Below are 23,292 nucleotides of genomic sequence, written 5' to 3' on the forward strand. Positions count from 1 at the left end.
CCGCCGTTCTCACGCGAGGGCGGTGAGCCCGGCGACGACGTCGTCGGGCAGTGCCACGTCGCGCACGGCGGTGTTCTCCTCGAGGTGCGCCAGCCGCGAGGTGCCCGGGATGAGCAGCACGTTCGGCGCAACCGCGAGCGTCCAGGCGAGCACCACCTGCGCCGGGGTGCGGCCGAGCCGCTCCGCCGCCGCGTGGACCGCGTCGTTGCTCAGCACGGGGTTCTGCGTGTGGAAGCCCGAGCCCAGCGGGAAGAACGGCACGAACGCGATGCCCGCCGCTGTGCACTCCTCCAGCACGGCGGCGCAGCTGCGGTCGAGGACGTTGTAGGGGTTCTGCACGCACGCGATCTCGGTCTGCTGCCGGGCGCGTCGCAGGTGCTCGACGGTGACGTTGGACAGGCCGACGCCGGCGATCAGCCCCGCGTCGCGGGCCTCGATCATGGCGCCGAGCTGGTCGTCGAAGCGCTGCCCCGGCGGTTGTCGCTCGTCGAGGACCCGTAGGTTGACCGCGGCCAGCTGCTCCACGCGCAAGGCGGCGAGGTTGTCCTCGATGCCGGTGCGGAGATCAGCGGGATCGTCCCACGGCAGCCAGTTCCCGGCGGCGTCGCGGCGGGCGCCGACCTTGCTGACGATCGCGAGCTCCGGCGGGTACGGGTGCAGGGCCTCGCGGATCAGCTCGTTGGCGACGTCGGGGCCGTAGTACTGGGCGGTGTCGATGTGGTCGATGCCGAGCTCGACGGCGCGGCGCAGCACGGCGATCGCCCCGGCGCGGTCGCGGGGCGGCCCCATCACGCCCGGCCCGGGCAGCTGCATCGCGCCGAACCCGACGCGACCGACGGCGTACCCGGCGAGATCGAAGCGATCCATCCCCGCACCCTAGTGCGACACTCCCACTCTTTCGGAGGAAACCGCGCCCGACCGCGAATCCGCATCTGCGGAACCACTGACCCATTTTCTCCGCATCCACCTACCACCCTCGGGGCAGTCATCGCGTTGACCTGCGCCTTCGTCCGATCACCCGGCGTCATCCCGGAGACGTGCTACGGGAAGCCTGCGCACCGACGCGCACCTGTAGCAGCAACCCGTCGTTGGGCTGCGCAACCGGCCCGGCCGCGGTTCTGCTGCCCACGAGTTCCGGCGACGGGCCACGCCGAGAGGACGACGATGCCCGCTCATCGCGCCGCCACGCGCCGCGACATCAGCCGAGCCGACTCCGCAGCGGCCGAGGCCGCGCACACCGCCGAGGCCCGTGCCGAGGCCGCCACCCGCAACGCCCGGTCGCTGCTGCGCCGGGACACCGGCCGGCGGAAGTTCCTCGGCTACCTCGTCGCCGCTCCGACGCTCGTGGTCGCAGCCGAGCTGACCCGCCAGTCGGTGTTCGGCGCCCCGACCGCGAACGCGCTCGGGTTGCCCAGCCCGCCGCAGACCCCCGAGGTCTACGACCTGCTCGACGCGCTGCGCGACAGCATGCGCCCGACGGCGCACCTCGTGCGGGTGGAGGTCCGCAAGGACGGCACGGTCCACTTCGCACTCCCCCGCTCCGACAACGGCCAGGGGATCATCACCTCCACCAAGATGATCATCGCGGAGGAGATGGACCTGGAGCTCGACCAGGTCGACGTCACCCTCGCCGATGCCCGCCCGGAGCTGATGTTCAACCAGATCACCGGCGGCTCGAGCACCACCTTCACCACCTACACCGCGATCCGCGTGGCCGCCGCGATCGCCCGTGGCCGGCTGCTCGACGCCGCCGCGGCCCTGCTCGAGCAGGACAAGGGCACGCTGACCAGCCGCGCCGGGCTCATCACCGGGCTCAACGGCAGGTCGCTGCCGTTCGGTGAGCTGACCGAGGCTGCGGCGAGCCCCGTCGACGAGGTCGTCGAGGTGGTGCTGAAGGACCGCAAGGACTTCCGCGTCATCGGAACGCCGCAGACGAAGACCGACGCCCGCGACATCGTCACCGGCCGCAAGAAGTTCACGACCGACCTGAAGATCCCCGGCGCGCTCCCGACGATCATCTGCCGCGCCCCCGATCTCAACGGCACCCCGGCGGGGATCGACAACCTCGACGAGGTCCGGTCGATGCCCGGCGTCACCGACGTCGCGGTGGTGCCCACCGGGATCGCGGTGCGTGCGAAGACGTTCGGCCAGTGCATCGAGGCGGCGCGGGCGATGCAGGTGCGGTGGAAGGCCGGCACCGTCGCCGGCGAGGACGACGAGTCGATCCTGGCGAAGCTGCGCAGGGCCGAGCTGCCGCTGGCCGTGCCGGCCGTGGCCGGCGACGTCCTGGAGCGGTCGTTCACCTTCTACTTCCGCTCCAACTCCGCGCTGGAGACCAACTGCGCGATCGCCGACGTCCGCGACGGCAAGGCCGAGATCTGGGCGCCGCTGAAGAACCCGATCGTCGCCCAGCAGGACATCGCGAAACGGCTGGGGCTGCCGTCGTCCGCGGTGACGGTGCACGTCGTGCAGGGTGGCGGCTCCTTCGGGCGCCGACTCTTCCACGACGCCGCGCTGGAGGCCGCGCAGGTGTCGAAGGCGATGGGCAAGCCGGTCAAGCTGATGTGGACCCGCGCCGACGACTCCCGGCAGGGCCGGGTGCACCCGATGGCGACCTCGCGGGTCCGCGCGGTCGTCGCGGCCGACTCGGTGCTGAGCTTCGAGCAGCGCCACACCAGCGTCGCCACAGACTTCGGCCACGGGTTCGGCGAGGCGGTCACGTCGGCGGCTGCGAAGGCGCCCGGCGGGCAGCTCGGCGTCGCCGCGACGATCTTCGAGCTGACCCAGGTGACGCCCTACGACTTCGGCGTCTCCACCCGACTGCTCAACGAGGTCGAGTTCGGCTTCAACACCGGCAGCATGCGCAACGTCTACTCCCCCGACGTCGCGACCGCCCGTGAGCTGATGGTCGACCAGATCGCGGCGAAGCTGGGCAAGGACCCGTACGAGTTCCGGACCGCGACCGTGAAGTACGACCGGTGGCGGGCCGTGCTCGACCGGGCCGCGGAGGAGGCGAACTGGGGGAAGTCGATGCCCGCAGGCACGGCGCAGGGCATCGCGATGCACATCGAGTACAAGGGCGCCTCCGCCTGCGTCGTCGAGATCGACTGCCGCGACGAGACGGTGAACCGGCCGATCCGCGAGGGCGTCACCGGGCCGCGGGTGACCAGGGTGACGTTCGTCGTCGACGTCGGACTCGTGATCAACCCGCGCGGGGTCGAGGCGCAGATGATGGGCGGCATCAACGACGCGCTCGCGATGACGCTGACCTCCAGCCTGCACCTGGTCGACGGGCACTTCGTCGAGGCCAGCTGGGACAACTACTTCTACACGCGGCAGTGGAACACCCCGCCGGAGATGAACATCGTCGTCATCGAGGACTCGCCCTCCGACGAGCCCGGCGGGGCCGGCGAGTTCGGCGTCGCCGCCACCTGCGGCGCCGTGGCGTGCGCCTACGCCCGCGCCACCGGAAAGGTGCCGGACTACTTCCCGATCAACCACAAGGACCCGTTCCCGTTCGAGCCTAAGCCGCTCGTGCCGCCGATCCCGCCGGCGCCCACCAACGGCCTCGACTTCATCTACTAGGACACCAATCAGGAGCCGCGATGCCCGAGCACCGCCTCACGATCAACGGCCAGCAGGTGACCGTGGACGTCGACGACGACGTGCGCCTGCTCTGGGTGATCCGCGACATCCTCGGGATCACCGGCCCGAAGTACGGCTGCGGGATCAACGTCTGCAAGGCCTGCACCAGCCACATCAACGGGCGCGCGTTCAACCCGTGCTCGGTGCGGGTGTGCGACGTCTCCGAGGACGACGAGATCACCACCATCGAGGGCCTCGCCGACGGCGACGAGCTGCACCCCATGCAGCAGGCCTGGATCGACCACGACGTCGCCCAGTGCGGCTACTGCCAGCCCGGCCAGATCATGGCCGCCGTCGCGAAGGTGCGGCAGTGCGCCGAGGAGGGCCGCGACGTCGACGACGCCGCCATCGAGGAGATCCGCAACATCTGCCGGTGCGGCACCTACAACCGGATCCGCGCGGCCATCAAGGCCGGCGCGGCGAACATGTGAGGACCGGGAGCATGGAGATCCGCACGAGGCACGTCGTGATCGCCGCGGCCGCCGTCGTCCTGCCGGTGGTGTTGGCCGGCATCGCCGCCGCAGAGGAGGACACCCAGTCGCCGCTGCAGGGCGCGGACGCCGGGGCAGCGACGCTGGGCAGCCTCACCGGCTCGTTCCTCGACGCCGTGAACGGGGCGGATCGCCCGTCCGGCGCCGACGGCACCGAGACCGAGTTCCCCACCGACCCGATCAACCTGGTCGACGGCCCGGTCGCCGGACTGCTGCGCAACGGCCCGTTCGAGTAGCTCTTCCACGTCCGCTCCCCTCCGCAACGAACGGCACTTTCGTCCACTCGAGGTGGACGAAAGTGCCGTTCGTTGCGTTCGGGATCAGTGCGTTCGGGATCAGCGCCAGCGCTGTTCGTAGCGCTCCTGGGCCGCGCGGCGGGCCTCCGGGTCATCCCGCATGCGGGCCTTGGTGGCCGTGCCGCGGGGGTACCCGGCTTTGACGGCGCGGTGCTCGGTGGAGAACTCCATGTAGGCGAACGAGTAGAAGTAACCGATGAGCAGACCGCCCAACACCGCGAGCGCGCGCATCCACGGCTCACCCGGGACGAACACGTAGAGCAGCACCGCGATCGGGGCGAGCTGCACGGTGGTCCGCACGAAGTGGCGCAGCCGCCACGTGCGCGTCGTGACGTCGTGCAGCACCCACTCGCGGTAGCGGGCAGGCAGCCGGCCGCCGTAGGCGTAGAACAGCCAGCGCACTGGGCCCGGGCGGACCATCTCCACCATCACTTATCACCCCAACACTTGGTGTGCAAAATATCCTACACTACGGGCATGCCCGGACCCTCCGCCGATCTGCTCAAGCTCGATCGGCAGGTGTGCTTCGCGCTCGCGGTGGCCGCGCGCAACGTGATCGCGCTGTACCGGCCGCTGCTCGAGCCGATGGGACTGACCCACCCGCAGTACCTGGTGATGCTCGCCCTGTGGGAGCGCGCACCACGCTCGCTCACCGAGTTGTCCGGGGTGCTCGCCCTCGACCCGGGCACGCTCTCCCCGCTGCTGAAGCGGCTGGAGGCGGCGGGCTACGTCACGCGCAGGCGCACACCGGGCGACGAGCGCACGCTCGCGGTCGAGCTGACCGAGGCCGGTCGGGCACTGCGGGCCGAGGCCGAGCGGATCCCCCCCGCGATCATCGAGCGGCTGGGCATGCCCCTGGAGGACCTGGAGCACCTGCGGGAGGTGCTCGACACCGTCATCGCGGCGACGAAGAACGCGCCCGCCCGCCGGCAGAGCGCGTAGGGATCAGCGGGCCGGCTTCGGCGGGATGCGCAGCCGCGCGAGCGGAGCGAGGACGAGCACGACCAACAGCCCGAGCAGCACCCCGCCGGTGACGTCGGCCGGGAAGTGCACGTTGAGCAGCAGCCGCGTGGCCGCGACCGTGACGATCGCCAGCGCGGCGACCGCGATCACCAGCCACCGCCACCAGGCCCTGCCCGCGACGCCGACCAGCAGCACAGCGACCGACGCCCACAGCACCGTCGTCGCCATCGTGTGGCCCGACGGGAAGCTGCCGCCGCTGGCGTAGCCGAGCTCGACGGGCACCTCGGGCCGATCGCGGCCGATCAGGTCCTTGAGCCCGTTCTCGACGACGTACTCGACGAGGTAGCAGGCGAACAGGTAGAGGGCAGCGGCGTAGCGGCGGATGAGCAGCGCGAGGACGATCACGACACCGGTGAGCACCTGGACCACGCGGGAGTGCCCGATGTCGGTGACCCGCTCCGCGAGCGCGACCAGCTCCGGCCGCGGCGCCATGCGCGCGTTGATCGCCTGGACGACTGCCTCGTCGAACCGCATCAACGGCGCCCACTCCGCCGCCACCAGCACGGTGAGCACCGCGGCGGCGCCGGCGAGCACGACGAGCACGATCCGGTTCACGGCCGGACGGGGCTGCGCGGGACCGGCGGGACGGGCCTTCCGCGTCGGGATGGGCACGGTGTCGGTCACACCCGGAACGCTAGGGAACCACCGCCCAAGAGACGGTCAGAGGAAGGCAAGAGGACGGTAAGAAGTTCACCCACTAGAGCGCGTTGACCACACCCCCGTGGCTCCAGAGCTGCCCATGGCGGACACCGTTGGTGATCGGAATCCTCAGGGATTCATCCGTTCGGTGGTCGACGTTCTAGCGCCGTGGCGCCGGCGCGGGACATGGCACGCCTTCCGAGCCGGCGAGGAGGGTGCCCCGGGCCGCTCGCCGGCACGGTGACCGCCGGAGCCGAGACGACCGGGCCGACCTCGTCCGTGCCGCGCCAGCGCCTCGTCCGCGCTGCGCACCTCGCGCACAGGCCGTCGTCCGCCACGATCGCGGCATGACCCGACGCACCGGGCCCGCAACCACCCCACGGCGGCCGCCGGTCCGGGCCAGATCACCGCCTCGCGCTCGCGCGGCGGACGGCCCTGCGCGTGGTCGAGCGCGACGCCCGACCACCAGCCGATGTGCCAGGTCACCCAGCAGGTCGTCGGCACCGAGGCCGCGTCGGGCTCCTGGTCGGCCCAGTCGGGGATCCAGTACCCGTCGCGACCCTGCCGCACGGTCCAGGTGAGCGGGGCCGGCTCCCACAGGGAGTCCTCGGCGACGAGGCGATCGAGATGGAACTCGGCGAGCGACCACGCGAACTCGAACTGCCACCGCATCAGGTCGGAGCCGGGCCGGGTCAGGCACCCGGGTTCGCAGGTACCCACCCCGAGCGCGGCCCGCACGGGGTGGGCCGGCCCGCGCACCGCACGTGCAGACGACGCCCCTCAGTGGACCATGCCGCCGTTGACGTAGACGGTCTGGCCGTTGATCCACCGTCCAGGCCCGGCCAGGAAGGACACGACCTCGGCGATGTCCTCGGGCGTGCCGAGTCGCTCCATCGGGTTGAGCTTGGCCAGCCGGTCGATCGTCTCCTCGTCCTTGCCGTCCAGGAACAACTCGGTGGCCGTCGGGCCGGGCGCGACGGCGTTCACGGTGATGTCGCGCCCGCGCAGCTCCTTGGCCAGGACGGGGCTGATCGCGTCGACCGCGCCCTTGGTGGCGGCGTAGCCGGCGTAGGTCGGGGACCCGAGCTTCGTGACCGACGTGGAGAAGTTGATGATCGCCCCGCCGTTGCGGACCCGGCGCGCGGCCTGCTGATCCACCACGAAGGTGCCCCGGATGTTGGTGCGGTGCATGCGGTCGAGCACATCGAGGTCGAAGTCGGCGATCGACGAGAGGATCATCACGCCGGCGGAGTTCACCACGACGTCCACGCCGCCGAAGGCCTCCTCGGTCGCGTCGAACGCCCGCGCGATCGCCTCCTCGTCGGCCACATCGGCCTGCACCGCGATCGCCTGCCCGCCGCCGGCCTCGATCTTCTCGACGACGGCGTCCGCCTCCTGCTCATTGCTGCGGTACACGATCGTCACCGCGAGGCCGTCGGCGGCCAGCCGCTCGGCGACGGCCCGGCCGATCCCCCGGGAGCCTCCGGTCACGATCGCGACGCGGGACACGGTGCTGCTGGTCATCGGAACTCCTTGGTAGCGTCGGTAGCTAACGTCGATAACGTGCTAACGCGGATAGCTATCGCCGCTATCGCACGAAGGGCAGGACCGTGACCAAGGACACCGTGCGAGACCGGGTCGTCCGGGCCGCCGTCGAGCTGCTGGAGGCCGATCCCGACGCCTTCTCGACCCGCTCGGTCAGCGCTGCGGCCGGCGTGCAGGCACCGACGCTCTACCGGCTGTTCGGAGACAAGGAAGGGCTCGTCCAGGCAGCCGTGTCGTGGGCCTTCGAGGAGTACATGGCGCGCAAGCGCGCACAGGCGCTCACCGACGACCCGGTGGCCGACCTGCGCGCGGCCTGGGACGTGCACGTCCGCTTCGGGCTCGAGCACCCAGTGCTCTACCAGCTGATGTTCGGCGACGGCGGCACCAGCCCGGCGGCTCGGCGGGGCGAGGAGGTGCTGGCCGGACTGCTGGGCCGGATCGCCGCGGTCGGGCGACTGGCCTGCAGCATCCCGCGAGCGGTCGCCCTGGTGCACGGCACGGCGATGGGCATGGTGCTGTTCACCCTCGCCCGTCCGGAGGCCGAGCGCGACCTCGCGGCGCTCGCCGCGGCCGGTGACCACGTCATCGCGACCGTGACGACCCCGAACGCCCCGCCCGTCGAGGACGCCGCGGAGCTCGGCACGGGCCGGCGGGCCGCCGCGCTGCGTGCCGCGCTCGACGCCGACCCGGCCACCGCCGAGGCGTTCACGCGCGCCGAGCGAGCACTGCTCACCGAGTGGCTCGATCGGCTGGCCGACCGGGGGTGAACCCGGTCGGCCAGGACCCAGGACCTCTGCTCAGTACTTCTGGTCGAGATCTCCGCTCAGGACTTCTGCGGCTCCCGGTAGAACGCTGCCAGCTGCGCGGCCGCACCGAGCAGACCGAGCCCCACCGCCAGCGCCGTGCGCTTGGCCGGGCTGAGCTTCTCGTCCACCCCGAGCACCCGGTCGAGGCTGAGCGTGCCGGGCCCGAGCGCGGCGACCGCGGCGGCCGCGGTCGCGAGGTTGAGCACGTACTCGTAGCCCTCGGCGGTGATGAAGAAGCCGTTGCGCAGGTGCACCGACCGCGCGGCCACGGCGAGGGTGCCCACGATCGCCGACGCGGCGAGCGGGGTGGCCGCGCCGGCCACCAGCGCCGCTCCGGACCCGATCTCGACGACCGCACTGGCGCGGGCCTGCAGCTCCGGCCGGCGGAAGCCGATCGAGCCGAACCACCGCGCGGTGCCCTCCAGCGTGCGCCCGTGCTTCACGCCGTGCGCGATCATCGTGCCGCCGACGATGCCGCGCAGCACCAGCCGACCGAGGTCACCTGCCTTCACCCGTCGCCTCCCGTGACGTCCGCGTCCTCTGGGTCCGTCGATCTTCTCCCACGAACCGGACGTTCGGCGCACCGGACGCCGTGATGGCTATCACCATCGCTAACCACTATGACAGCCGTCATAAGCGCCTTACCATGACGGCTGTCATGGACGGGGAGGTCACGGTGCAGCTGGGATTCCTCGGGCTCGGCGTGATGGGCACGCCGATGGCGCTCAACCTGGTCCGGGCGGGCACACCGCTCGTCGTGTGGAACCGCACCCCGGACAAGTGCGCGCAGCTGCGCGCCGCCGGGGCGACCGTCGCCGAGCACCCGGCGGACGTGTTCGCCGCGGCGTCGACGGTGCTGCTGATGCTGGCCGACGACGCCGCCGTCGACGCGGTGCTCGCCCGGGGCACGCCCGAGTTCGCCCGCCGCGTCGCCGGCCACACGATCGTCCACATGGGCACGACGGCGCCGGACTGGTCGCGCGCTCTTGGCGCCGACATCGCCGCCGCGGGCGGCCGCTACGTGGAGGCGCCGGTGTCCGGCTCACGGATCCCCGCGCTCAAGGGCGAGCTGGTGGCGATGCTCGCGGGCGACGCCGTCGACGAGGTGGCGCCGCTGCTCGCCCCGATGTGCCGGGCCACCGTGCCGTGCGGGCCGGTCCCGAACGCACTGCTGATGAAGCTCGCGGTGAACCTGTTCCTGATCACCATGGTCACCGGGCTCGTCGAGGCCGTGCACTTCGCCGCGCGCCACGGACTGGACCTCGACCGGTTCGCGGACGTGCTCGACGAAGGCCCCATGGCGAGCGCGGTGTCGCGGGTGAAGACGGCGAAGCTGCTGGACGGCGACTTCGCCGTGCAGGCGTCGATCGCGAACGTGCTGGAGAACAACCGGCTCGTCGCGCAGGCCGCGCGGCGCGCGGGTGCCGCCTCCCCGCTGCTGGACGTCTGCCACGCCCTCTACGCCGAGACGGCGGCGCTCGGGCACGGCGACGAGGACATGATCGCGGTGCTGCGGGCGATCCAGGCTCGTACGGCGGCCCCGTGATCCGCCCGCTCCACCCCGACGACGTGCCGGCGCTGGACCGGATGCTCGCCCGCTGCTCGCCGGAGTCCATCTGGCTGCGGTTCCGCGGACGACCGAACGGGTTTCCCTCCTCCTACCTGCAGCGTTGCCTCACCGGGGAGCAGCCGGCGCTGGTCGACGAGCAGGAGGGGGAGGTGGTCGCGATGGGCAGCATCGGTCCGGTGCCCGGGGAGCCGGGCGTGGCCGAGATGGCGGTGCTCGTCGAGGACCGCTGGCAGCACCTGGGACTCGGCCGCAGACTGATGCTGGCGCTGCTCGTCCAGGCCGGACCCCGGGTGGTGCGGATGCACATGGTCCGGTCGTCGCTCTCCGCCCATCTCGCGACGACGCTGCGCGTCCTCGCCGTCGAGCGCCACGGCAGCGAAACGGTGCTGGACGTCGACGCGCGGTCAGCCGTCGAGCACTGGAGCGAGCGTCGCCGCGACCGCGGTGAGCGGGGCGACGTCCTCGTGCAGCCGGGCTGACATGATCGCGCCCTCCAGCGCGCTGATCATGACCGTGGCGAGCCGCCGGGCCCGCCGCGCCGGGACGTCCATGGCCACGAGCTCCTCCGCGACGGCCCTCTCCCAGCGGCGCAGCCCCTCCGCCAGCTGGGCGCGGACCTTCGACCCGGTGCCGGCGAGGTCGGCGGTGGCGGCCATGATCGGGCAACCGCGCTCGAAGCCGCGCTGCGTGAACTCGTCCTTCCACTGGCCTGCCATGTGCCGGAACAGGCCCGACGGGGTGGGCCTGCGGGCCGTGCGCCGGTAGGCGCGGACCCGCTCGACGGCGAAGTCCGCGCCCCACAGGACGGCCTCCCCCACCAGCTGGTCCTTGCCCCCCGGGAAGTAGTGCTGGAACGACCCCCGGGGCGCGTGGGCGTGCTCGACGACGTCCCGGACGCTGGTGCCGGTCGCACCGCGCGTCCTGACCAGCTGCGCGCAGCTGTAGACCATGCGCTCCCGGGGGGTTCGTTCCACGGCTCACCTCACGGGTATGACGATTGTCATGAGGCTACCGGTTGCCCGCCGTTCAGGCCGGCAGCGGCTGCCCCGGACAGGTCGCGAGGACGTCGTCCATCGCCCTGCGCTCCTCCCAGGTCACCCACAGCTGGTAGCGCAGCTTCACCGCGACCTGGCGGGCGACGAACCAGCACCGCGCATCGGTGTTCGGCGGCAGCCAGCGGGCGGCGTCGGCGTCGGCCTTCTGCTCCTCGGCGGCGGCCTCGGTGGCCACGAGGTTGAGCGGGTCGTTCGCGAGCCAGGTCCGCTGGTCGGGGGTGAGCAGCTGCGCGCCCTTCTGCCAGGCGTCGACCAGTGAGACGACGTGGTCGACCCGCACGTCACCGGCGCGCGGGCCCTCGTTCGCGTAGCCGAGCGTGCGGCCGGTGTAGCGGTCGTGGAGGGTGCCGGACCCCACCACGCAGTCGGCGGTCCCGGGCACCAGCACCACCCCGACGAGGTCCCGGCGCAGGACGTCGTTGCGCTGGTCGCAGCCGTTGCCGTCGATGTCGGCGTACTCCGGGCCGAACGCGGCGCGGTCGTAGCCGGTCACGGGCACCCGGTCCTTGACCGGCACCAGCTGCAGGGCGTCGCGGGCGGGTGTGCCCGGCACGACGATCGGCGCGGCCCACGACGGCAGCGCGGGCACCGGGATCGGGACGCGGCGCTCGGGCGGCGGCGCAGGCGGGGTCCAGGTGCGTCCAGGGCGGGGCGCGGTCGGCGCTGCGGTGGGGGCTGGGGTGGGTGCTGCGGTGGTCGTGGGCGGGGCGGGCCGCTCGACCGGCGCGGGCCGCGCCGGCTGGCTGGGCACCGCAGGCGCGGGCGCCGCTGCGGCCGAGGTCGTGGCCGGCGCCTCGGAGGGGGCTGCCGCGGGCGCCTGCGTCGTGGGGGGCGCTTCGACCGGCGCCGCGGACGTGGCCGGTGGCTCGGCGGCAGGCGCCGCGGCGACCACCGGGGCGGGCACCTCGCTCGGGGTCACGACGGGCTCAGCGACGATCGCCGACACCGGCACCACCGCGGTGGCCGGCGTCGCCAGCACGGCGGTCGGCACCACGGACGCGACGACGGTCGGCGTGGGTGTGAGTGACGGTGTGGGCGTCGGCGTGAGCTCTGCGGGGTTCGCCGACGACATCCACCGGGAGGCGGTGGCCTCCTCGGTCGTGGAGGGCCGGGGCGCGGCAGCTGCCGCCGCGAGCAGTGCCACGACGACCGCCGTGCCGAACACGACCCGTTTTCTCACCCGCATGTCCGCTCTCCGTACCTCTCCTCGATCGTGATCCGTCCGCTGGATCGCGCTGGATGATCGGCGCGTAACGCGTGGACGGGGTCTCGATCAGGTGACGTGATCGCGGCTGCGGAGATCAACTCGACACGCCGCCGCCCGGCCCCCACCTCGGGTGATTCCTACCGCTCAGCTCGGCAACGGCTCCGCCGGGCAGGTGGCGAGGACCTCCTCCATCGCCGCGCGCTCGGCGGTGGTGACCCACAGTTGGTAGCGCTGCTTGACCGCGATCTGGCGGGCCACGTACCAGCAGCGGGCGACCTTGTTGGGCGGCAGCCAACTGGCCGCGTCGGAGTCACCCTTGCCCTGGTTGGTCGGGCCGTCGACGGCCACGAGGTTGAGCGGGTCGTTGGCGAGCGAGAGCCGCTGCTCGGGGCTCAGCTGCTGCGCACCCTTCTGCCAGGCGTCACTCAGCGCGACGATGTGGTCGATCTGCACCTCGGCCGAGCGCGGGCCGCGCTCGAACGAGATGGTGCGCCCGGTGTAGCGGTCGTAGAGGATGCCGGACTTGACCACGCAGTCGCGCGTGCCGGGCATGGTGACGACGCCGACCAGGTCGCGGCGCAGGATGTCGTTGCGCTGATCGCAGCCGTTGCGGTCGATGTCGGTCCAGGCGGCGCCGAACAGGTCGCGGCTGTAGCCGGTCCTCGGCGCGCGGCCCTTGACCGGCAGGGCCGCCAGGGCGTCCCTGGCCAGGGGCTTCGGCTGCCCCGTCGGCGTCGGCAACGGTGTCGGGAACGGTGTCGGGAACACCGTGAGGCCCGGCTTGTTCGTCGGCGTGGGTGTCGGCGTGGACGTCGGCGTGGACGTCGGCGTCGGCGCCGCCGAGGAGCGGTCGAGCCACGGCATCCAGCGGGCGGGCGAGATCGCCGCCTCGGCGGCGGGCGGCAGCGGCACCACCATGATCACGGCGAGCAGCGCCACCGCGACGCCCACCCCGATCAGGACCCGCTTCCACACTCGCATCCGCTTCCGCACCTCTTCGTCGAGCCGTTCCTTTGAACACGAAGCGTGACCGACGGGCCGCGGTCTCCCCGGGAGGACACGCGGTGAAGATCGGGATCTCCGCCGAAGCATCGGCGTGTCTGCGCCGAGCGGTCGCCCGGCGGAGTCGATCTCACCGTTGTGGTCGAATGTCGCCATGGGGGACGAGCGCACACGGTCCGGCCAGCCCGAACAGCTCCCTGCGCCGGAGGCACTGCTGTCCGCGCCGGGGTACGTGGCCCGGCGCCTGCACGCCGCGTACACGGCGGCGTGGGTGCGCTACGTCGATCCGGTGCTGACCGGTCCGCAGTTCGCTGTCCTCACCGCGGTCGACGCCTATCCGGGCGTGGAGCAGGGTTCGCTGGCGCGGGCGGTGGCGCTGGACCGCTCGACGATGGCGAGCATCGTGCGCCGGCTCGAGGAGCGCGGTCTGATCACTCGGGTGGTCCCTCCCGAGGACGGCCGCAAGCGCCTGCTGCACCTGACCGATGAGGGAGCTGCGACCCTCAAGGACGCCTATCGCCGCGCTCGCGAGCTCGATGTCCTGCTCATGGAGGGCATGGACGCCCAGAGCCAGCGTGACCTCCTGACCAGGCTGAACGCCATCGCGGAGCACTGGGAGAGCCTGGTCGACGACTGACCCGGCTCGGATTACTGACGCGTTAAAGATGCCTCGGGGGCTTGCGCGCCCGAGATCGTCAGTGTTCGGATTATCTCCGCAAGGAGAACCGACTCGGGGAGGACGGCGTGGCCAGCCAGACGTTCACGGTCACCATCGCGGGTGGTGGGCTCGGAGGTCTCACGGCTGCGTTGGCGTTGCGCCAGCGCGGTCTGCGCACCGTAGTGCTGGAGGCTGCCGACCAGCTCGGTGAGGTCGGCGCCGGCATCCAGACCGCCCCCAACGCCAGCCGGATCCTGTTCGGCCTCGGCCTGCGCCGCCAGCTGGCGGCGATCGCGACGATCCCGACCGACCAGGTCCGCAGGCGGTGGAAGGACGGCAGCATCATCGCGTCGCTGCCGCTCGGCGACCGGGTGGTGCAGGAGTACGGCGCGCCGTACTGGCACTACCACCGCGCCGACCTGCACCGAGTCCTGCTCGAGGCGTGCCTCGACCCGGACGGGCCCGGCCCGGTCACCGAGGTGCACACCTCGTCGGCGGTGGTCGACGTCGACCGCTCCGACCCGCAGCAGCCCGTCGCGATCACCGCCGACGGGCGCCGCTTCGCCGGTGACGTGCTGATCGGGGCGGACGGCATCCGCTCCAAGGTGCGCGCCGCCTGCGACTTCGAGGACACCCTCGTCTTCTCCGGGGAGATGTGCTACCGCCTGCTCATCCCGGGTGACAAGATCGCGGCCGATCCCGCGACCCGGTTCCTCTGCGACCGCTTCCACTCCACGATCTGGTACGGCCCCGACCGGCACCTCGTGCACTACTTCGTGCGCGGCGGGGAGTTCCTCAACGTGGTCGCGGTCGTGCCCAACACCATCGACACCACCGACGCGTGGACGCTGCCCGCCACCGCGGACGAGCTCGTCGAGGCCTTCCCGGGATGGGACGACCGGGTGGCCGCGATGCTCTCCAAGGCCGAGGGCGACGCCACGAAGTGGGCCCTGTTCCGCCGCCGCCGCGACCCGGTGTGGGTGGACGGACGGGTGGCCCTGCTCGGCGACGCCTGCCACGCCATGCTGCCCTACCAGGCCCAGGGTGCGTCCCAGGCCATGGAGGACGCGGCGGTGCTCGCCGAGGAGCTCGGCTCGGCCACGCGCGACGGAATCGATCAAGCGCTCATCCGCTACGTCGCCCGCCGCGCGACCCACGCCGGGATGGTGCAGGACGCGTCACTGCAGAACATGCGTTTCTACCACCTCCCCGACGGCCCCGAGCAGGAGGAGCGGGACAGGCTGCTGCGCGACTTCCGAGGCGAGTCCGACGTCTCCTACGACTGGCTGTGGAAGGGCACCCCGCTCAACAACCCGGACCTCGAGTCCCACACCTATCCGTTCGCACGCTGAGCCACACAGGAGCACCCATGCGCACCGGCGATCAGATCGTCCAGGACCTGCCCTGGAAATGGGGTGTCCAAGGCCGGATCTTCATCATCGGCGGCCTCGGCTACATGTTCGACGCCTGGGACGTCGCCCTGAACGGGTTCCTCACCCCGCTCCTGGGCACGGAGTTCGAGCTGGATACCGGGCAGCGCGGCCTGGTGGCCACCGCGAACCTGGTCGGCATGGCCGTGGGCGCCGTCGCCTGGGGAACGATCGCCGACCGGATGGGCCGCAAGAAGGCCTTCTCCATCACGCTCGCGATCTTCGCGATCTTCTCCGTGCTCGGCGCGCTCTCCCCCAGCTGGGAGGTCTTCCTCGTGCTCCGCTTCCTGGCCGGCCTCGGCCTGGGCGGCTGCATCCCCGTCGACTACGCGATCGTCAGCGAGTTCTCCCCGCGCAAGCAGCGTGGCCGGGTGCTCGCCGCGATGGACGGCTGGTGGCCGATCGGGGCGACCCTCGCCGGCGCCACGGCCACCCTGCTCGTCCCCGTGACGGGCAACTGGCGCTGGATGCTCGCGCTGATGGTGCTGCCGGCGCTGCTGCTGTTCTGGGTGCGCCGCGGCGTGCCGGAGTCGCCGCTCTACCTGGCCCGCACGGGCCGCGAGGCCGAAGCCCGCGCCGTGATCGACGAGCTGGTGCGCCGCACCGGCGCCGCGCCCGAGCCGTACGAGATCGTCGCCCCGCCCGCACCCACCGGCAAGCGGGTCGGCGGGTTCACCGCGGCGCTCGACCAGCTGCGCCGCGTGTGGGCGTTCAACCCGGTGACCACCGGCGTGGCGTGGTCGCTGTTCATCTCGGTCATGGTCGTCTACTACGCCGCGCTGTCGTGGATGCCGTCGATCCTGCGTGCACAGGGCATGGGTGAGGTCGCCGCGTTCGCCTCGACCACCGTCATGAACGCAGTCGGCATCCTGGGCGTGCTCACCTCGGTGCTGCTCGTCGAGGTGCTCGGCCGCAAATGGGTCATCGGGATCTCCGCCCCGCTGGCGGCGGTGTCGTTGTTCGTGTTCGCTCTCGTGATGGACGTCCCGACGGCCGCGATCGCGCTGATCGCCGTGTTCGGCTTCCTCGCGCTCGTCGTCATCCCGGTCATGTACGCCTACGTGTCCGAGCTCTACCCGACCCAGCTGCGCGCCAGCGGGTTCGGCTGGGCGTCGTCGATGAGCCGGGCCGTCACCGGGTTCGTGCCGCTGATCTTCGGCACGGTGCTGTGGCCGTTGCTGGGCCTGCCGATGACCTTCCTGCTCATGGCCCTGGTCGTGGCTGCCGCGGTCGTCTTCATGGCGCTCGGTGCGCCGGAGACCCGCGGCCGGGAGCTGGACCGGATCGTCGAGCCGGTGGACCCGACCGTCGTGGAGGCAGTGCGGCCGTGAAGCCCGCCTCGTTCGAGTTCCACCGCGCCCGCTCCCGGGCGGGCGCGGTGGAACTGCTCACCGAGCTCGCCGACGGGGATCCGAAGATCATCGCTGGCGGGCAGAGCCTCGTCGCGATGATGAACTTCCGCCTGGCCCGCCCCGGCCACCTGGTCGACATCACCGGCATCGACGACATGACCGGCATCGAGGTCGACGGGGACCGGCTGCGCATCGGTGCCCTCACCACCCACCGCACCGTCGAGAAGGCGGGGCTCGGGGTGCTGTCGGCGGCGATGCGCTGGGTGGGGCACCTGCCGATCCGCACCCGCGGCACCGTCGGCGGCAGCATCGCCCACGCCGACGCCACCGCCGAGTGGTGCATGCTCGCCGTCCTGCTCGACGCGCGGATCCGGGTGCTCGGACCCGCCGGCTCCCGCGAGATCGCCGCGGGCGAGTTCTTCCACGGTCCGTTCTGGACGGCCCTGGAACCCGACGAGCTCATCGTCGAGATCGTGTTCCCGTGGCCGCTGCCGCCGGCCGCGCTCACCGAGTACGCCGACCGCAAGGGCGACTTCGCGCTGGTCGCCGCCGCGGTCGACCTCGATCGCGAGCGGACGGTGCTCGGCGGCGTCGGCCCGGTCCCGCTGCTGGTGGACAGTCTCGACGCCGAGGAGATCGCCGCGGGCCTCGACGTCCGCGACGAGCCGGGCGTCAGCGCCCACTACCGCCGGGGCCTCGCCCGCACGCTCGTGCGGCGTGCGGTGGCGGAGGCCTCCCCGTGACCGTCCACGCACACCCTCCCGGTCCGGCGCGCACGTCCGGGCCCGTGCGTGGGCACCCCCTTCGTGCCCGTGAGGAGGTGACGACGTGACGCGCGAACCGCACCTGCACCGCGACGGCACGTGGGTCGGTGCGTCCGTGCCGCGCCGCGAGGACCCCCGGCTGCTCACCGGGCGCGGCCGGTTCGTCGACGACATCCGGCTGCCCGGGATGCTCCACGCGGCCTTCGTCCGCTCCACCGAGGCGCACGCCCGGATCGCCTCGGTGGACCTGTCCGCCGTGCGCGAGGTGCCCGGGGTCGTCGCCGCGTTCTCGGCGGCCGATCTCGGCCTGCACGACATCGTGGCGCTGCTCGACCGGCCGCTCCACGAGTTCGTGCCGACCGCGATGCCGGTGCTGGCGAAGGACAAGGTGCGCTTCGTCGGCGAGCCGATCGCGATCGTCGTCGCCCGCGACCCGTACGCCGCAGAGGACGGCCGGGAAGCCGCCGTCGTCGAGTACGAACCGCTGCCGCCGATCACGAGCGACTCCGCCGCGCTCGCCGAGGGTGCCGCGCTCGTGCACGAGGAGGCGCCGCGCAACACGCTCGTCGACGTGTCGCTGTTCGCCACCGAGGGCATCGACGAGGTGTTCGCGGCGGCGCACACCGTCGTCGAGGTACGCGCCCGCACCGGCCGGCAGAACGCGCTGCCCCTCGAGACCCGCGGCGCCGTCGCCGAATGGGACGACCGCGACGAGCAGCTGCGCGTGCACACCTGCACGCAGGTCCCGCACCAGGTGCGCACGGTGCTGGCCGCGAGCGCGGGCCTCGACGAGAAGGAGGTCCGGGTGATCGTGCCGGACATGGGCGGCGGGTTCGGGCTGAAGTGCGTCGTGGGCCGCGAGGAGATCGCGACCGCGGCCGCCGCGCTGCGCCTGCGCAAGCCGGTGAAGTGGATCGAGGACCGCAGCGAGGCGCTCACCGCGTCGTTCCTGGCCCGCGAGCAGCGCTACACCGTCCGCGCCGCGTTCGACGCCGACGGCCGCATCCAGGCGCTCGACGCCGACGTCGTCTGCGACATGGGCGCCTACTCCTGCTACCCGTTCACGGCCGGGATCGAGCCGCTGATGGCCTCGGCGGAGATGCCGGGCGTCTACAAGGTGCCGGCCTACCGGGTGCGCGGCCGCGCCGTCACCACGAACAAGGCACCGACCGCCCCGTACCGCGGGGTGAGCCGCCCGCAGTACGTGATGGTGATGGAGCGGGTGATGGAGAAGGCCGCCCGCGCGCTCGGCATCGACCCCGTGGAGCTGCGGCGGCGCAACGTCATCACCGAGTTCCCGTACCGCGGCGTCAACGACGTCACCTACGACCCGGGGTCGTACAAGGAGTCGCTCGACCTGTGCGAGCAGGTGCTGCGCGACGAGGGCTGGTTCGACCGGCGCGGCTCCGACCCGGCGATCGGGATCGGGTTCGCCTGCTTCTCCGAGCGCACCGGCTACGGCTCGGGCGCGTTCGCGCAGCGGAAGATGGCCGTGGTGCCCGGCTTCGACGTATCGGAGATCCGCATGGACCTCGACGGCACCGTCTCGGTCACCACCGGCACGCTCTCGCACGGCCAGAGCCACGAGACGACGATGGCCCAGATCGTGGCCGACCGGCTCGGCATCCCCTACGACAAGGTCAAGATCGTGCAGGGCGACACCGACCGCGTCCTCTACGGCTGGGGCTCGTTCGCGTCGCGGTCGATCACCATCGGCGGCAGCGCCGCGGCGGCGTCGGCGGAGAAGCTCGGAGAGCGGCTGCGGGTGATCGCCGCGCACCTGATGGACGTCGACGTCGAGTCCACCGAGCTCGACGGCGCCGGCGGCGTGCGGGCCGGGGACCGGCGGCTGTCGTTCACCGAGATCGCCGAGGTCGCCTACCTGCGCTCGCACCTTCTCCCCAAGGACGTCGAGCCCGGACTCTCCGCCACCGCGAGCTTCGACGTCGGCGGCGACGGCACGTTCTCCAACGCGACGCACGCCGCCGTCGTGCGCCTCGACCCGGGCACCGGCGGGGTGGAGATCCTGCGCTACGTCTGCGTGGAGGACTGCGGGGTCGCGATCAACCCGAAGGTCGTCGAGGGCCAGGCCCGCGGCGGCATCGCGCAGGGCATCGCGGGCGCGCTGTTCGAAGAGGTCCGCTACGACGACGCCGGACAGCCCCTCGCGGCGAGCTTCATGGAGTACAAGGTGCCGACCGCCGCGGAGATCCCCGACGTGCGCATCGAGCACCTGGAGACCCCGTGCGCGTTCACCGCGAACGGGGCGAAGGGCGCGGGTGAGGGCGGCACGATCGGGGCACCCGCGGCCGTGCTCAACGCGGTGAACGACGCCCTGCGCCACACCGGCGTGGAGCTCGACGACACCCCGATCCCCCGGGAGGCGATCTTCCGGGCCCTCGAACGCGCCGCCGAGCCGGCACTGGAGGCACGATGATCCAGCTGATCGAACTGACCGTGAACGGCGAGCGCCACGATCTCGTCGTCGAGCCCCGCCGCACCCTGGTCGACGTGCTGCGCCACGACCTGGGTCTCACGGGCACCCACGTCGGCTGCGAGCACGGCGTCTGCGGCGCATGCACGGTGCTCGTCGACGGCGCCCCGGTGCGGGCGTGCCTGGTGTTCGCCGTGCAGTGCGAGAAGACCGACATCCGCACCGTGGAGTCGCTGGCCGACGCCGACGGCACGCTGTCCGACCTGCAGCAGAGCTTCGCCGACCACCACGGCCTGCAGTGCGGGTTCTGCACCCCGGGGATGCTGATGCTCGCCGAGGGCTTCCTCGCCGAGGAGCCGGACGCGACCAAGGAGGAGATCCGCGACGTCGTCGCGGCGAACCTGTGCCGGTGCACCGGGTACCAGACGATCGTGGAGGCGGTCGACGCGTGCGCCCGCCGCCGGCGCGCCGCCCGGCAGGAGGTCCTCGGCAGGAGCGCGTCGTGAGCCTGCACGGAACCGACACCGACGCGACCTACGAGCGGGCCGGGTTCGGGGCGTCGGTGCGCCGCGGTCGCCGTCCGGCCGTCGTGGTCGTCGACCTCACCAACGGCTTCACCGATCCGGCCGAGCCGACCGGGGCGGACCTGTCCGACGTCGTCGACGCGACCGCGCGGCTGGTGAGCACCGCCCGCGGACGCGGCCTGCCGATCGTCTGGACGACGATCGCCTACACCTCAGCCGAGCTGGACAGCGTCGTGTGGTTGCAGAAGGCGCCGGGGATGCGTTCGCTCACCGAGGGCTCGACGGCCGTGGCGATCGACGGCAGGCTGCCGGTCGCCGACACCGACCACGTGATCACGAAGAAGGGTGCGTCGGCCTTCTTCGGGACGGGGCTCGCGGCCGTGCTCGCCGCGGTGCGCGCGGACACGGTGATCGTCTGCGGCGCGACGACCAGCGGCTGCGTGCGCGCCACAGTGGTCGACGCCGTCCAGAGCGGGTACCCGGTCCTCGTGCCGCGGGAGTGCGTGGGCGACCGCGCCGAGGGGCCCGCGGCCGCCGCCCTGTTCGACATCCAGGCCAAGTACGGCGACGTCGTCTCCCTCGGCGACGCACTGACCTACGTGGGAGGCATCCGGTGACCGAGACACGCACCGTGCGCCAGGACGCGCTGGCCGACCTGGCGGACGTGCCGGCGACCTCGCGCTGGGTGCGCAGCGGCGACGTGCGCCTGCACGTGCTCGACTACGGCGGCCCGCACGTGCCGCTGGTGATCCTGCCCGGGATCACCAGCCCGGCGATCACGATGGACTTCGTCGCGCGCGAGCTCACCGACCTCGTCCGCCCGATCGTCGTGGACGTGCGCGGGCGGGGCCTGTCGGACTGCGGCCCCGCCTACGATCTCGGCGCCTACGCCGACGACGCCCTCGCCGTGCTCGACGGGCTGGACGACCCCCTGCTGATGGGGCACTCGATGGGTGCCCGCATCGCCGCGGTCACCGCCACCCGGCGGCCGCTGCGCGGCACGATCATCGTCGATCCGCCGATGAGCGGGCCCGGCCGCGGCCCCTACCCCACCACGCTGGTGGCGTTCCTCGACCAGCTCGCCCAGGCCCGACGCGGCACCACCGCCGACGAGGTCGCCCGCTCGTGGCCGCGGTGGCCGCGGCGCGAGCAGGAGCTGCGGGCCCGCTGGCTCTCCAGCTGTTCGGAGACGGCGATCGTCGCCACCCACGAGGGCTTCGAGACCGAGGACTTCTTCACCGCGTGGCCGGACGTGCCCGCCCCGACCACGCTGCTGTACGGCGCCGACTCCCCCGTCGTCACCGCCGACGGAGCCGAGGAGGCCGCGAAGGCCAACCCGGGCGCCCGGCTCGTCAAGATCCCCGACGCGGGGCACATGGTGTTCTGGGACAACCCGCCGGCGGCGCTGAAGCTGCTGCGCGAGGCACTGCAGGATCTGGTCATCTGAGGTCATCGGAGGTCAGCTGAGGGGGTTTCCGGTCCCGGGTCCGCAGCCAGTCGATGAACATGCGGACCTCAGCCTCCTGAGCCTCGGACAGGCGCGGGCCGCCGTACGTGACGTGCGGCGGCCCGTCGTCGTTCTCGACCGCGGGTGCGGCGTACGGGCGCGGCGCGACATCGGTCAGCCCGCGCAGTGCGGAGTCGAGATCGGCCAGGGCGGTGCGCACGGCGTCCGGGCCCGAAGCGAGCGCACCGTGGAGCCGGGGCAGGATCGTGACGAGGACGCCCGCAGCCTCCTCCGTCACGTGCCGGCCGTCGTCGCTGAGGCGCAGCAACCGGGAACGCGCGTCCTGCGGGTTCGGCACCTGCACGAGGTGCCCGCGCGCGGCGAGCCGGCGGACCATCCCCGAGACCGTCGTCTGGGCCATGCCCGTCAGCCGGGAGACCTGACCGGGCGCGATCGGCTCGACCGAGTGGATCAGCGAGTACAGCCCGAACTCGTCCCCGGTGAGCCCGAGCGGCCGCAGGTGGTCGTCGAGCAGGCGCGACGTCAGGTGGGTGACCAGCCAGACGTCGAACAGGAGGGTGCACTCCCGCAAGTTGCTGCCGTTTCGTTGCATGTGTAGTACGTTACAGCAGTAACTTGTGGGAGGTCACCGATGTTGCGATCCCTCATCACCGGCCGGGCACGGAGCGTGCACCTGCTCTGGGCCGGTCTCGCGTACGCCGCCGCAGCCGCGGCGATGTTCGGGGTGGGCCCGTGGCCGGGCCTGCTCGCCCGGGTCCGGGAGGCGTGCGGCGGGCTCGATCCGTTCGACGTGCGCGGCGGCTGGACGGCCGCAGAGGCCCGGGAGATGCTGCAGGCCTGCGGGCCGGCCGGACGCGCGGCGTACCTCCAGCAGCAGCTGCTCGACCTGGTGTATCCCCTGGCCGTCGGCGCGGTGCTGCTGCTCGCGACCGCGCTGCTGCTGCGCCGGTTCGGCGGCCGCACCTGGCCGCTGCTGCTGCCGGTCGTCGTGATGACGGTGCTGGACTACGCCGAGAACACCGGCATCTGGTTCCTGCTGCTGACCTGGCCCGACGTCGACCCGGCGGTGGCGACCGCGGCGGGTGCGGTGACCGGGGCGAAACGGATCGCCGGGTTCACGGCGTTCACGCTGCCGATCGCGCTCGCCGCTCTCGCGGTGTCGGGCTGGGTGCGGCAGCTGAAAGCGGCGATCGAGGCGGGAGAGCCGCGTTCCCGCCACTTCCTGGCGGGAACGCGGCTCTCCCGCCCCTCTCCCCTCCCGGCAGCACCGGGTACGCCGTCAGCCGCTGAGGAGTTTCCCGGCGTTGGGGACGATCGGGGGTAGGCCGAGTTCTTGCAGGATGCGGTAGGTGGTGGCGGTGGCGGCGGTCAGGACGGGGAGGC

Annotated in this window: 25 protein-coding genes and 1 pseudogene; 16 read left to right on the forward strand and 10 right to left on the reverse strand. The window is 72.4% G+C overall.

What is annotated here, in order from left to right; genetic code table 11:
- Positions 1-9: 9 nt before the first annotated feature.
- Positions 10-867 carry an oxidoreductase gene (locus BUE41_RS25920; protein ID WP_073459937.1) on the reverse strand — a complete coding sequence of 286 codons (858 nt, stop codon included), beginning with the start codon at positions 865-867 and terminating at the stop codon, positions 10-12.
- Positions 868-1,164: 297 nt separating this feature from the next.
- On the opposite strand from BUE41_RS25920, the gene BUE41_RS25925 reads away from it, so the two are divergent.
- Genes BUE41_RS25925 through BUE41_RS25935 form a run of 3 tightly spaced genes read left to right on the forward strand, consistent with a single transcriptional unit; the run spans position 1,165 to position 4,372 of the window.
- Complete coding sequence (locus BUE41_RS25925) at positions 1,165-3,585, forward strand: xanthine dehydrogenase family protein molybdopterin-binding subunit (RefSeq protein ID WP_084755853.1); 2,421 nt, start codon at positions 1,165-1,167, stop codon at positions 3,583-3,585.
- 20 nt (positions 3,586-3,605) lie between these two features.
- Entirely contained in the window at positions 3,606-4,076 is a 471-nt protein-coding gene (locus BUE41_RS25930) for a (2Fe-2S)-binding protein (protein WP_073459938.1), read from the forward strand.
- An 11-nt stretch (positions 4,077-4,087) separates the two neighbouring features.
- Positions 4,088-4,372: a hypothetical protein gene (locus tag BUE41_RS25935; RefSeq protein WP_073459939.1), complete on the forward strand. Its 285-nt coding sequence runs from the start codon at positions 4,088-4,090 to the stop codon at positions 4,370-4,372.
- A gap of 99 nt (positions 4,373-4,471) precedes the next feature.
- Here BUE41_RS25935 and BUE41_RS25940 read toward each other — a convergent pair whose 3' ends face one another.
- A complete protein-coding gene (locus BUE41_RS25940; RefSeq protein ID WP_073459940.1) occupies positions 4,472-4,861 on the reverse strand; it encodes a DUF5313 family protein in 390 nt (129 codons plus the stop codon).
- Positions 4,862-4,909: 48 nt separating this feature from the next.
- On the opposite strand from BUE41_RS25940, the gene BUE41_RS25945 reads away from it, so the two are divergent.
- Positions 4,910-5,374, forward strand: a complete 465-nt coding sequence (locus tag BUE41_RS25945; RefSeq protein WP_073459941.1) for a MarR family winged helix-turn-helix transcriptional regulator — start codon at positions 4,910-4,912, stop codon at positions 5,372-5,374.
- Positions 5,375-5,377: 3 nt separating this feature from the next.
- On the opposite strand, the gene BUE41_RS25950 is transcribed toward BUE41_RS25945, so the two are convergent.
- Both BUE41_RS25950 and BUE41_RS25960 read right to left on the reverse strand, forming a co-directional pair.
- Complete coding sequence (locus BUE41_RS25950; protein WP_073459942.1) at positions 5,378-6,079, reverse strand: phosphatase PAP2 family protein; 702 nt, start codon at positions 6,077-6,079, stop codon at positions 5,378-5,380.
- Between the two features lie 795 nt (positions 6,080-6,874).
- Entirely contained in the window at positions 6,875-7,618 is a 744-nt protein-coding gene (locus BUE41_RS25960) for an SDR family oxidoreductase (RefSeq protein WP_073459944.1), read from the reverse strand.
- A gap of 86 nt (positions 7,619-7,704) precedes the next feature.
- Here BUE41_RS25960 and BUE41_RS25965 point away from each other — a divergent pair, with 86 nt between their 5' ends.
- Entirely contained in the window at positions 7,705-8,406 is a 702-nt protein-coding gene (locus BUE41_RS25965; RefSeq protein ID WP_073459945.1) for a TetR/AcrR family transcriptional regulator, read from the forward strand.
- A gap of 56 nt (positions 8,407-8,462) precedes the next feature.
- Here the strand turns inward: BUE41_RS25965 and BUE41_RS25970 are convergent, their stop codons facing one another.
- On the reverse strand, positions 8,463-8,957 hold the full coding sequence (locus BUE41_RS25970; RefSeq protein ID WP_073459946.1) for a DoxX family protein: 495 nt from the start codon (positions 8,955-8,957) through the stop codon (positions 8,463-8,465).
- Between the two features lie 146 nt (positions 8,958-9,103).
- Here BUE41_RS25970 and BUE41_RS25975 point away from each other — a divergent pair, with 146 nt between their 5' ends.
- Both BUE41_RS25975 and BUE41_RS25980 read left to right on the forward strand, forming a co-directional pair.
- The gene (locus BUE41_RS25975; protein WP_200804110.1) at positions 9,104-9,991 is read left to right on the forward strand and encodes an NAD(P)-dependent oxidoreductase; all 888 of its coding nucleotides are present in this window, start codon (positions 9,104-9,106) and stop codon (positions 9,989-9,991) included.
- On the forward strand, positions 9,988-10,494 hold the full coding sequence (locus tag BUE41_RS25980; RefSeq protein ID WP_073459947.1) for a GNAT family N-acetyltransferase: 507 nt from the start codon (positions 9,988-9,990) through the stop codon (positions 10,492-10,494). The genes BUE41_RS25975 and BUE41_RS25980 overlap by 4 nt, the downstream gene beginning before the upstream one ends.
- On the opposite strand, the gene BUE41_RS25985 is transcribed toward BUE41_RS25980, so the two are convergent.
- The 3 genes from BUE41_RS25985 to BUE41_RS25995 all read right to left on the reverse strand — a co-directional run bounded on the left by BUE41_RS25985 (position 10,420) and on the right by BUE41_RS25995 (position 13,258).
- Entirely contained in the window at positions 10,420-10,989 is a 570-nt protein-coding gene (locus tag BUE41_RS25985; RefSeq protein ID WP_234997585.1) for a TetR/AcrR family transcriptional regulator, read from the reverse strand. The two genes, BUE41_RS25980 and BUE41_RS25985, sit on opposite strands and share 75 nt — an antisense overlap.
- 52 nt (positions 10,990-11,041) lie before the next feature.
- Positions 11,042-12,256: an HNH endonuclease family protein gene (locus BUE41_RS25990; protein ID WP_084755855.1), complete on the reverse strand. Its 1,215-nt coding sequence runs from the start codon at positions 12,254-12,256 to the stop codon at positions 11,042-11,044.
- Positions 12,257-12,421: 165 nt separating this feature from the next.
- Positions 12,422-13,258 (reverse strand): HNH endonuclease family protein, encoded by an 837-nt coding sequence (locus BUE41_RS25995; protein ID WP_073459981.1) that lies wholly within the window; start codon positions 13,256-13,258, stop codon positions 12,422-12,424.
- A 175-nt stretch (positions 13,259-13,433) separates the two neighbouring features.
- Here BUE41_RS25995 and BUE41_RS26000 point away from each other — a divergent pair, with 175 nt between their 5' ends.
- The 8 genes from BUE41_RS26000 (at position 13,434) to BUE41_RS26035 (ending at position 21,888) form a co-directional block, all read left to right on the forward strand.
- Positions 13,434-13,916 (forward strand): MarR family winged helix-turn-helix transcriptional regulator, encoded by a 483-nt coding sequence (locus BUE41_RS26000; protein ID WP_073459950.1) that lies wholly within the window; start codon positions 13,434-13,436, stop codon positions 13,914-13,916.
- Between the two features lie 107 nt (positions 13,917-14,023).
- Positions 14,024-15,289: an FAD-dependent monooxygenase gene (locus tag BUE41_RS26005; protein ID WP_073459951.1), complete on the forward strand. Its 1,266-nt coding sequence runs from the start codon at positions 14,024-14,026 to the stop codon at positions 15,287-15,289.
- Between the two features lie 17 nt (positions 15,290-15,306).
- Positions 15,307-16,698: an MFS transporter gene (locus tag BUE41_RS26010; RefSeq protein ID WP_073459952.1), complete on the forward strand. Its 1,392-nt coding sequence runs from the start codon at positions 15,307-15,309 to the stop codon at positions 16,696-16,698.
- The gene (locus tag BUE41_RS26015) at positions 16,695-17,462 is read left to right on the forward strand and encodes an FAD binding domain-containing protein (protein WP_073459953.1); all 768 of its coding nucleotides are present in this window, start codon (positions 16,695-16,697) and stop codon (positions 17,460-17,462) included. Before BUE41_RS26010 ends, BUE41_RS26015 begins: the two co-directional genes overlap by 4 nt.
- An 85-nt stretch (positions 17,463-17,547) precedes the next feature.
- Complete coding sequence (locus BUE41_RS26020) at positions 17,548-19,920, forward strand: xanthine dehydrogenase family protein molybdopterin-binding subunit (protein WP_073459954.1); 2,373 nt, start codon at positions 17,548-17,550, stop codon at positions 19,918-19,920.
- A complete protein-coding gene (locus BUE41_RS26025) occupies positions 19,917-20,423 on the forward strand; it encodes a (2Fe-2S)-binding protein (RefSeq protein ID WP_073459955.1) in 507 nt (168 codons plus the stop codon). The genes BUE41_RS26020 and BUE41_RS26025 overlap by 4 nt, the downstream gene beginning before the upstream one ends.
- Entirely contained in the window at positions 20,420-21,058 is a 639-nt protein-coding gene (locus tag BUE41_RS26030; RefSeq protein WP_073459956.1) for an isochorismatase family protein, read from the forward strand. The genes BUE41_RS26025 and BUE41_RS26030 overlap by 4 nt, the downstream gene beginning before the upstream one ends.
- Positions 21,055-21,888 (forward strand): alpha/beta fold hydrolase, encoded by an 834-nt coding sequence (locus BUE41_RS26035; RefSeq protein WP_073459957.1) that lies wholly within the window; start codon positions 21,055-21,057, stop codon positions 21,886-21,888. Before BUE41_RS26030 ends, BUE41_RS26035 begins: the two co-directional genes overlap by 4 nt.
- On the opposite strand, the gene BUE41_RS26040 is transcribed toward BUE41_RS26035, so the two are convergent.
- Positions 21,881-22,501 (reverse strand): MarR family winged helix-turn-helix transcriptional regulator, encoded by a 621-nt coding sequence (locus BUE41_RS26040; RefSeq protein WP_084755857.1) that lies wholly within the window; start codon positions 22,499-22,501, stop codon positions 21,881-21,883. The genes BUE41_RS26035 and BUE41_RS26040 overlap by 8 nt on opposite strands.
- Positions 22,502-22,540: 39 nt before the next feature.
- On the opposite strand from BUE41_RS26040, the gene BUE41_RS26045 reads away from it, so the two are divergent.
- Entirely contained in the window at positions 22,541-23,233 is a 693-nt protein-coding gene (locus tag BUE41_RS26045; protein WP_073459959.1) for a hypothetical protein, read from the forward strand.
- Here the strand turns inward: BUE41_RS26045 and BUE41_RS33080 are convergent.
- Positions 23,189-23,292: pseudogene (locus BUE41_RS33080) on the reverse strand (Asp/Glu racemase); the annotation flags it as partial. The gene BUE41_RS26045 and the pseudogene BUE41_RS33080 sit on opposite strands and share 45 nt — an antisense overlap.

Origin of the sequence: Pseudonocardia thermophila (genome assembly GCF_900142365.1) — a bacterium.
In the GTDB taxonomy this organism is placed as follows: domain Bacteria; phylum Actinomycetota; class Actinomycetes; order Mycobacteriales; family Pseudonocardiaceae; genus Pseudonocardia; species Pseudonocardia thermophila.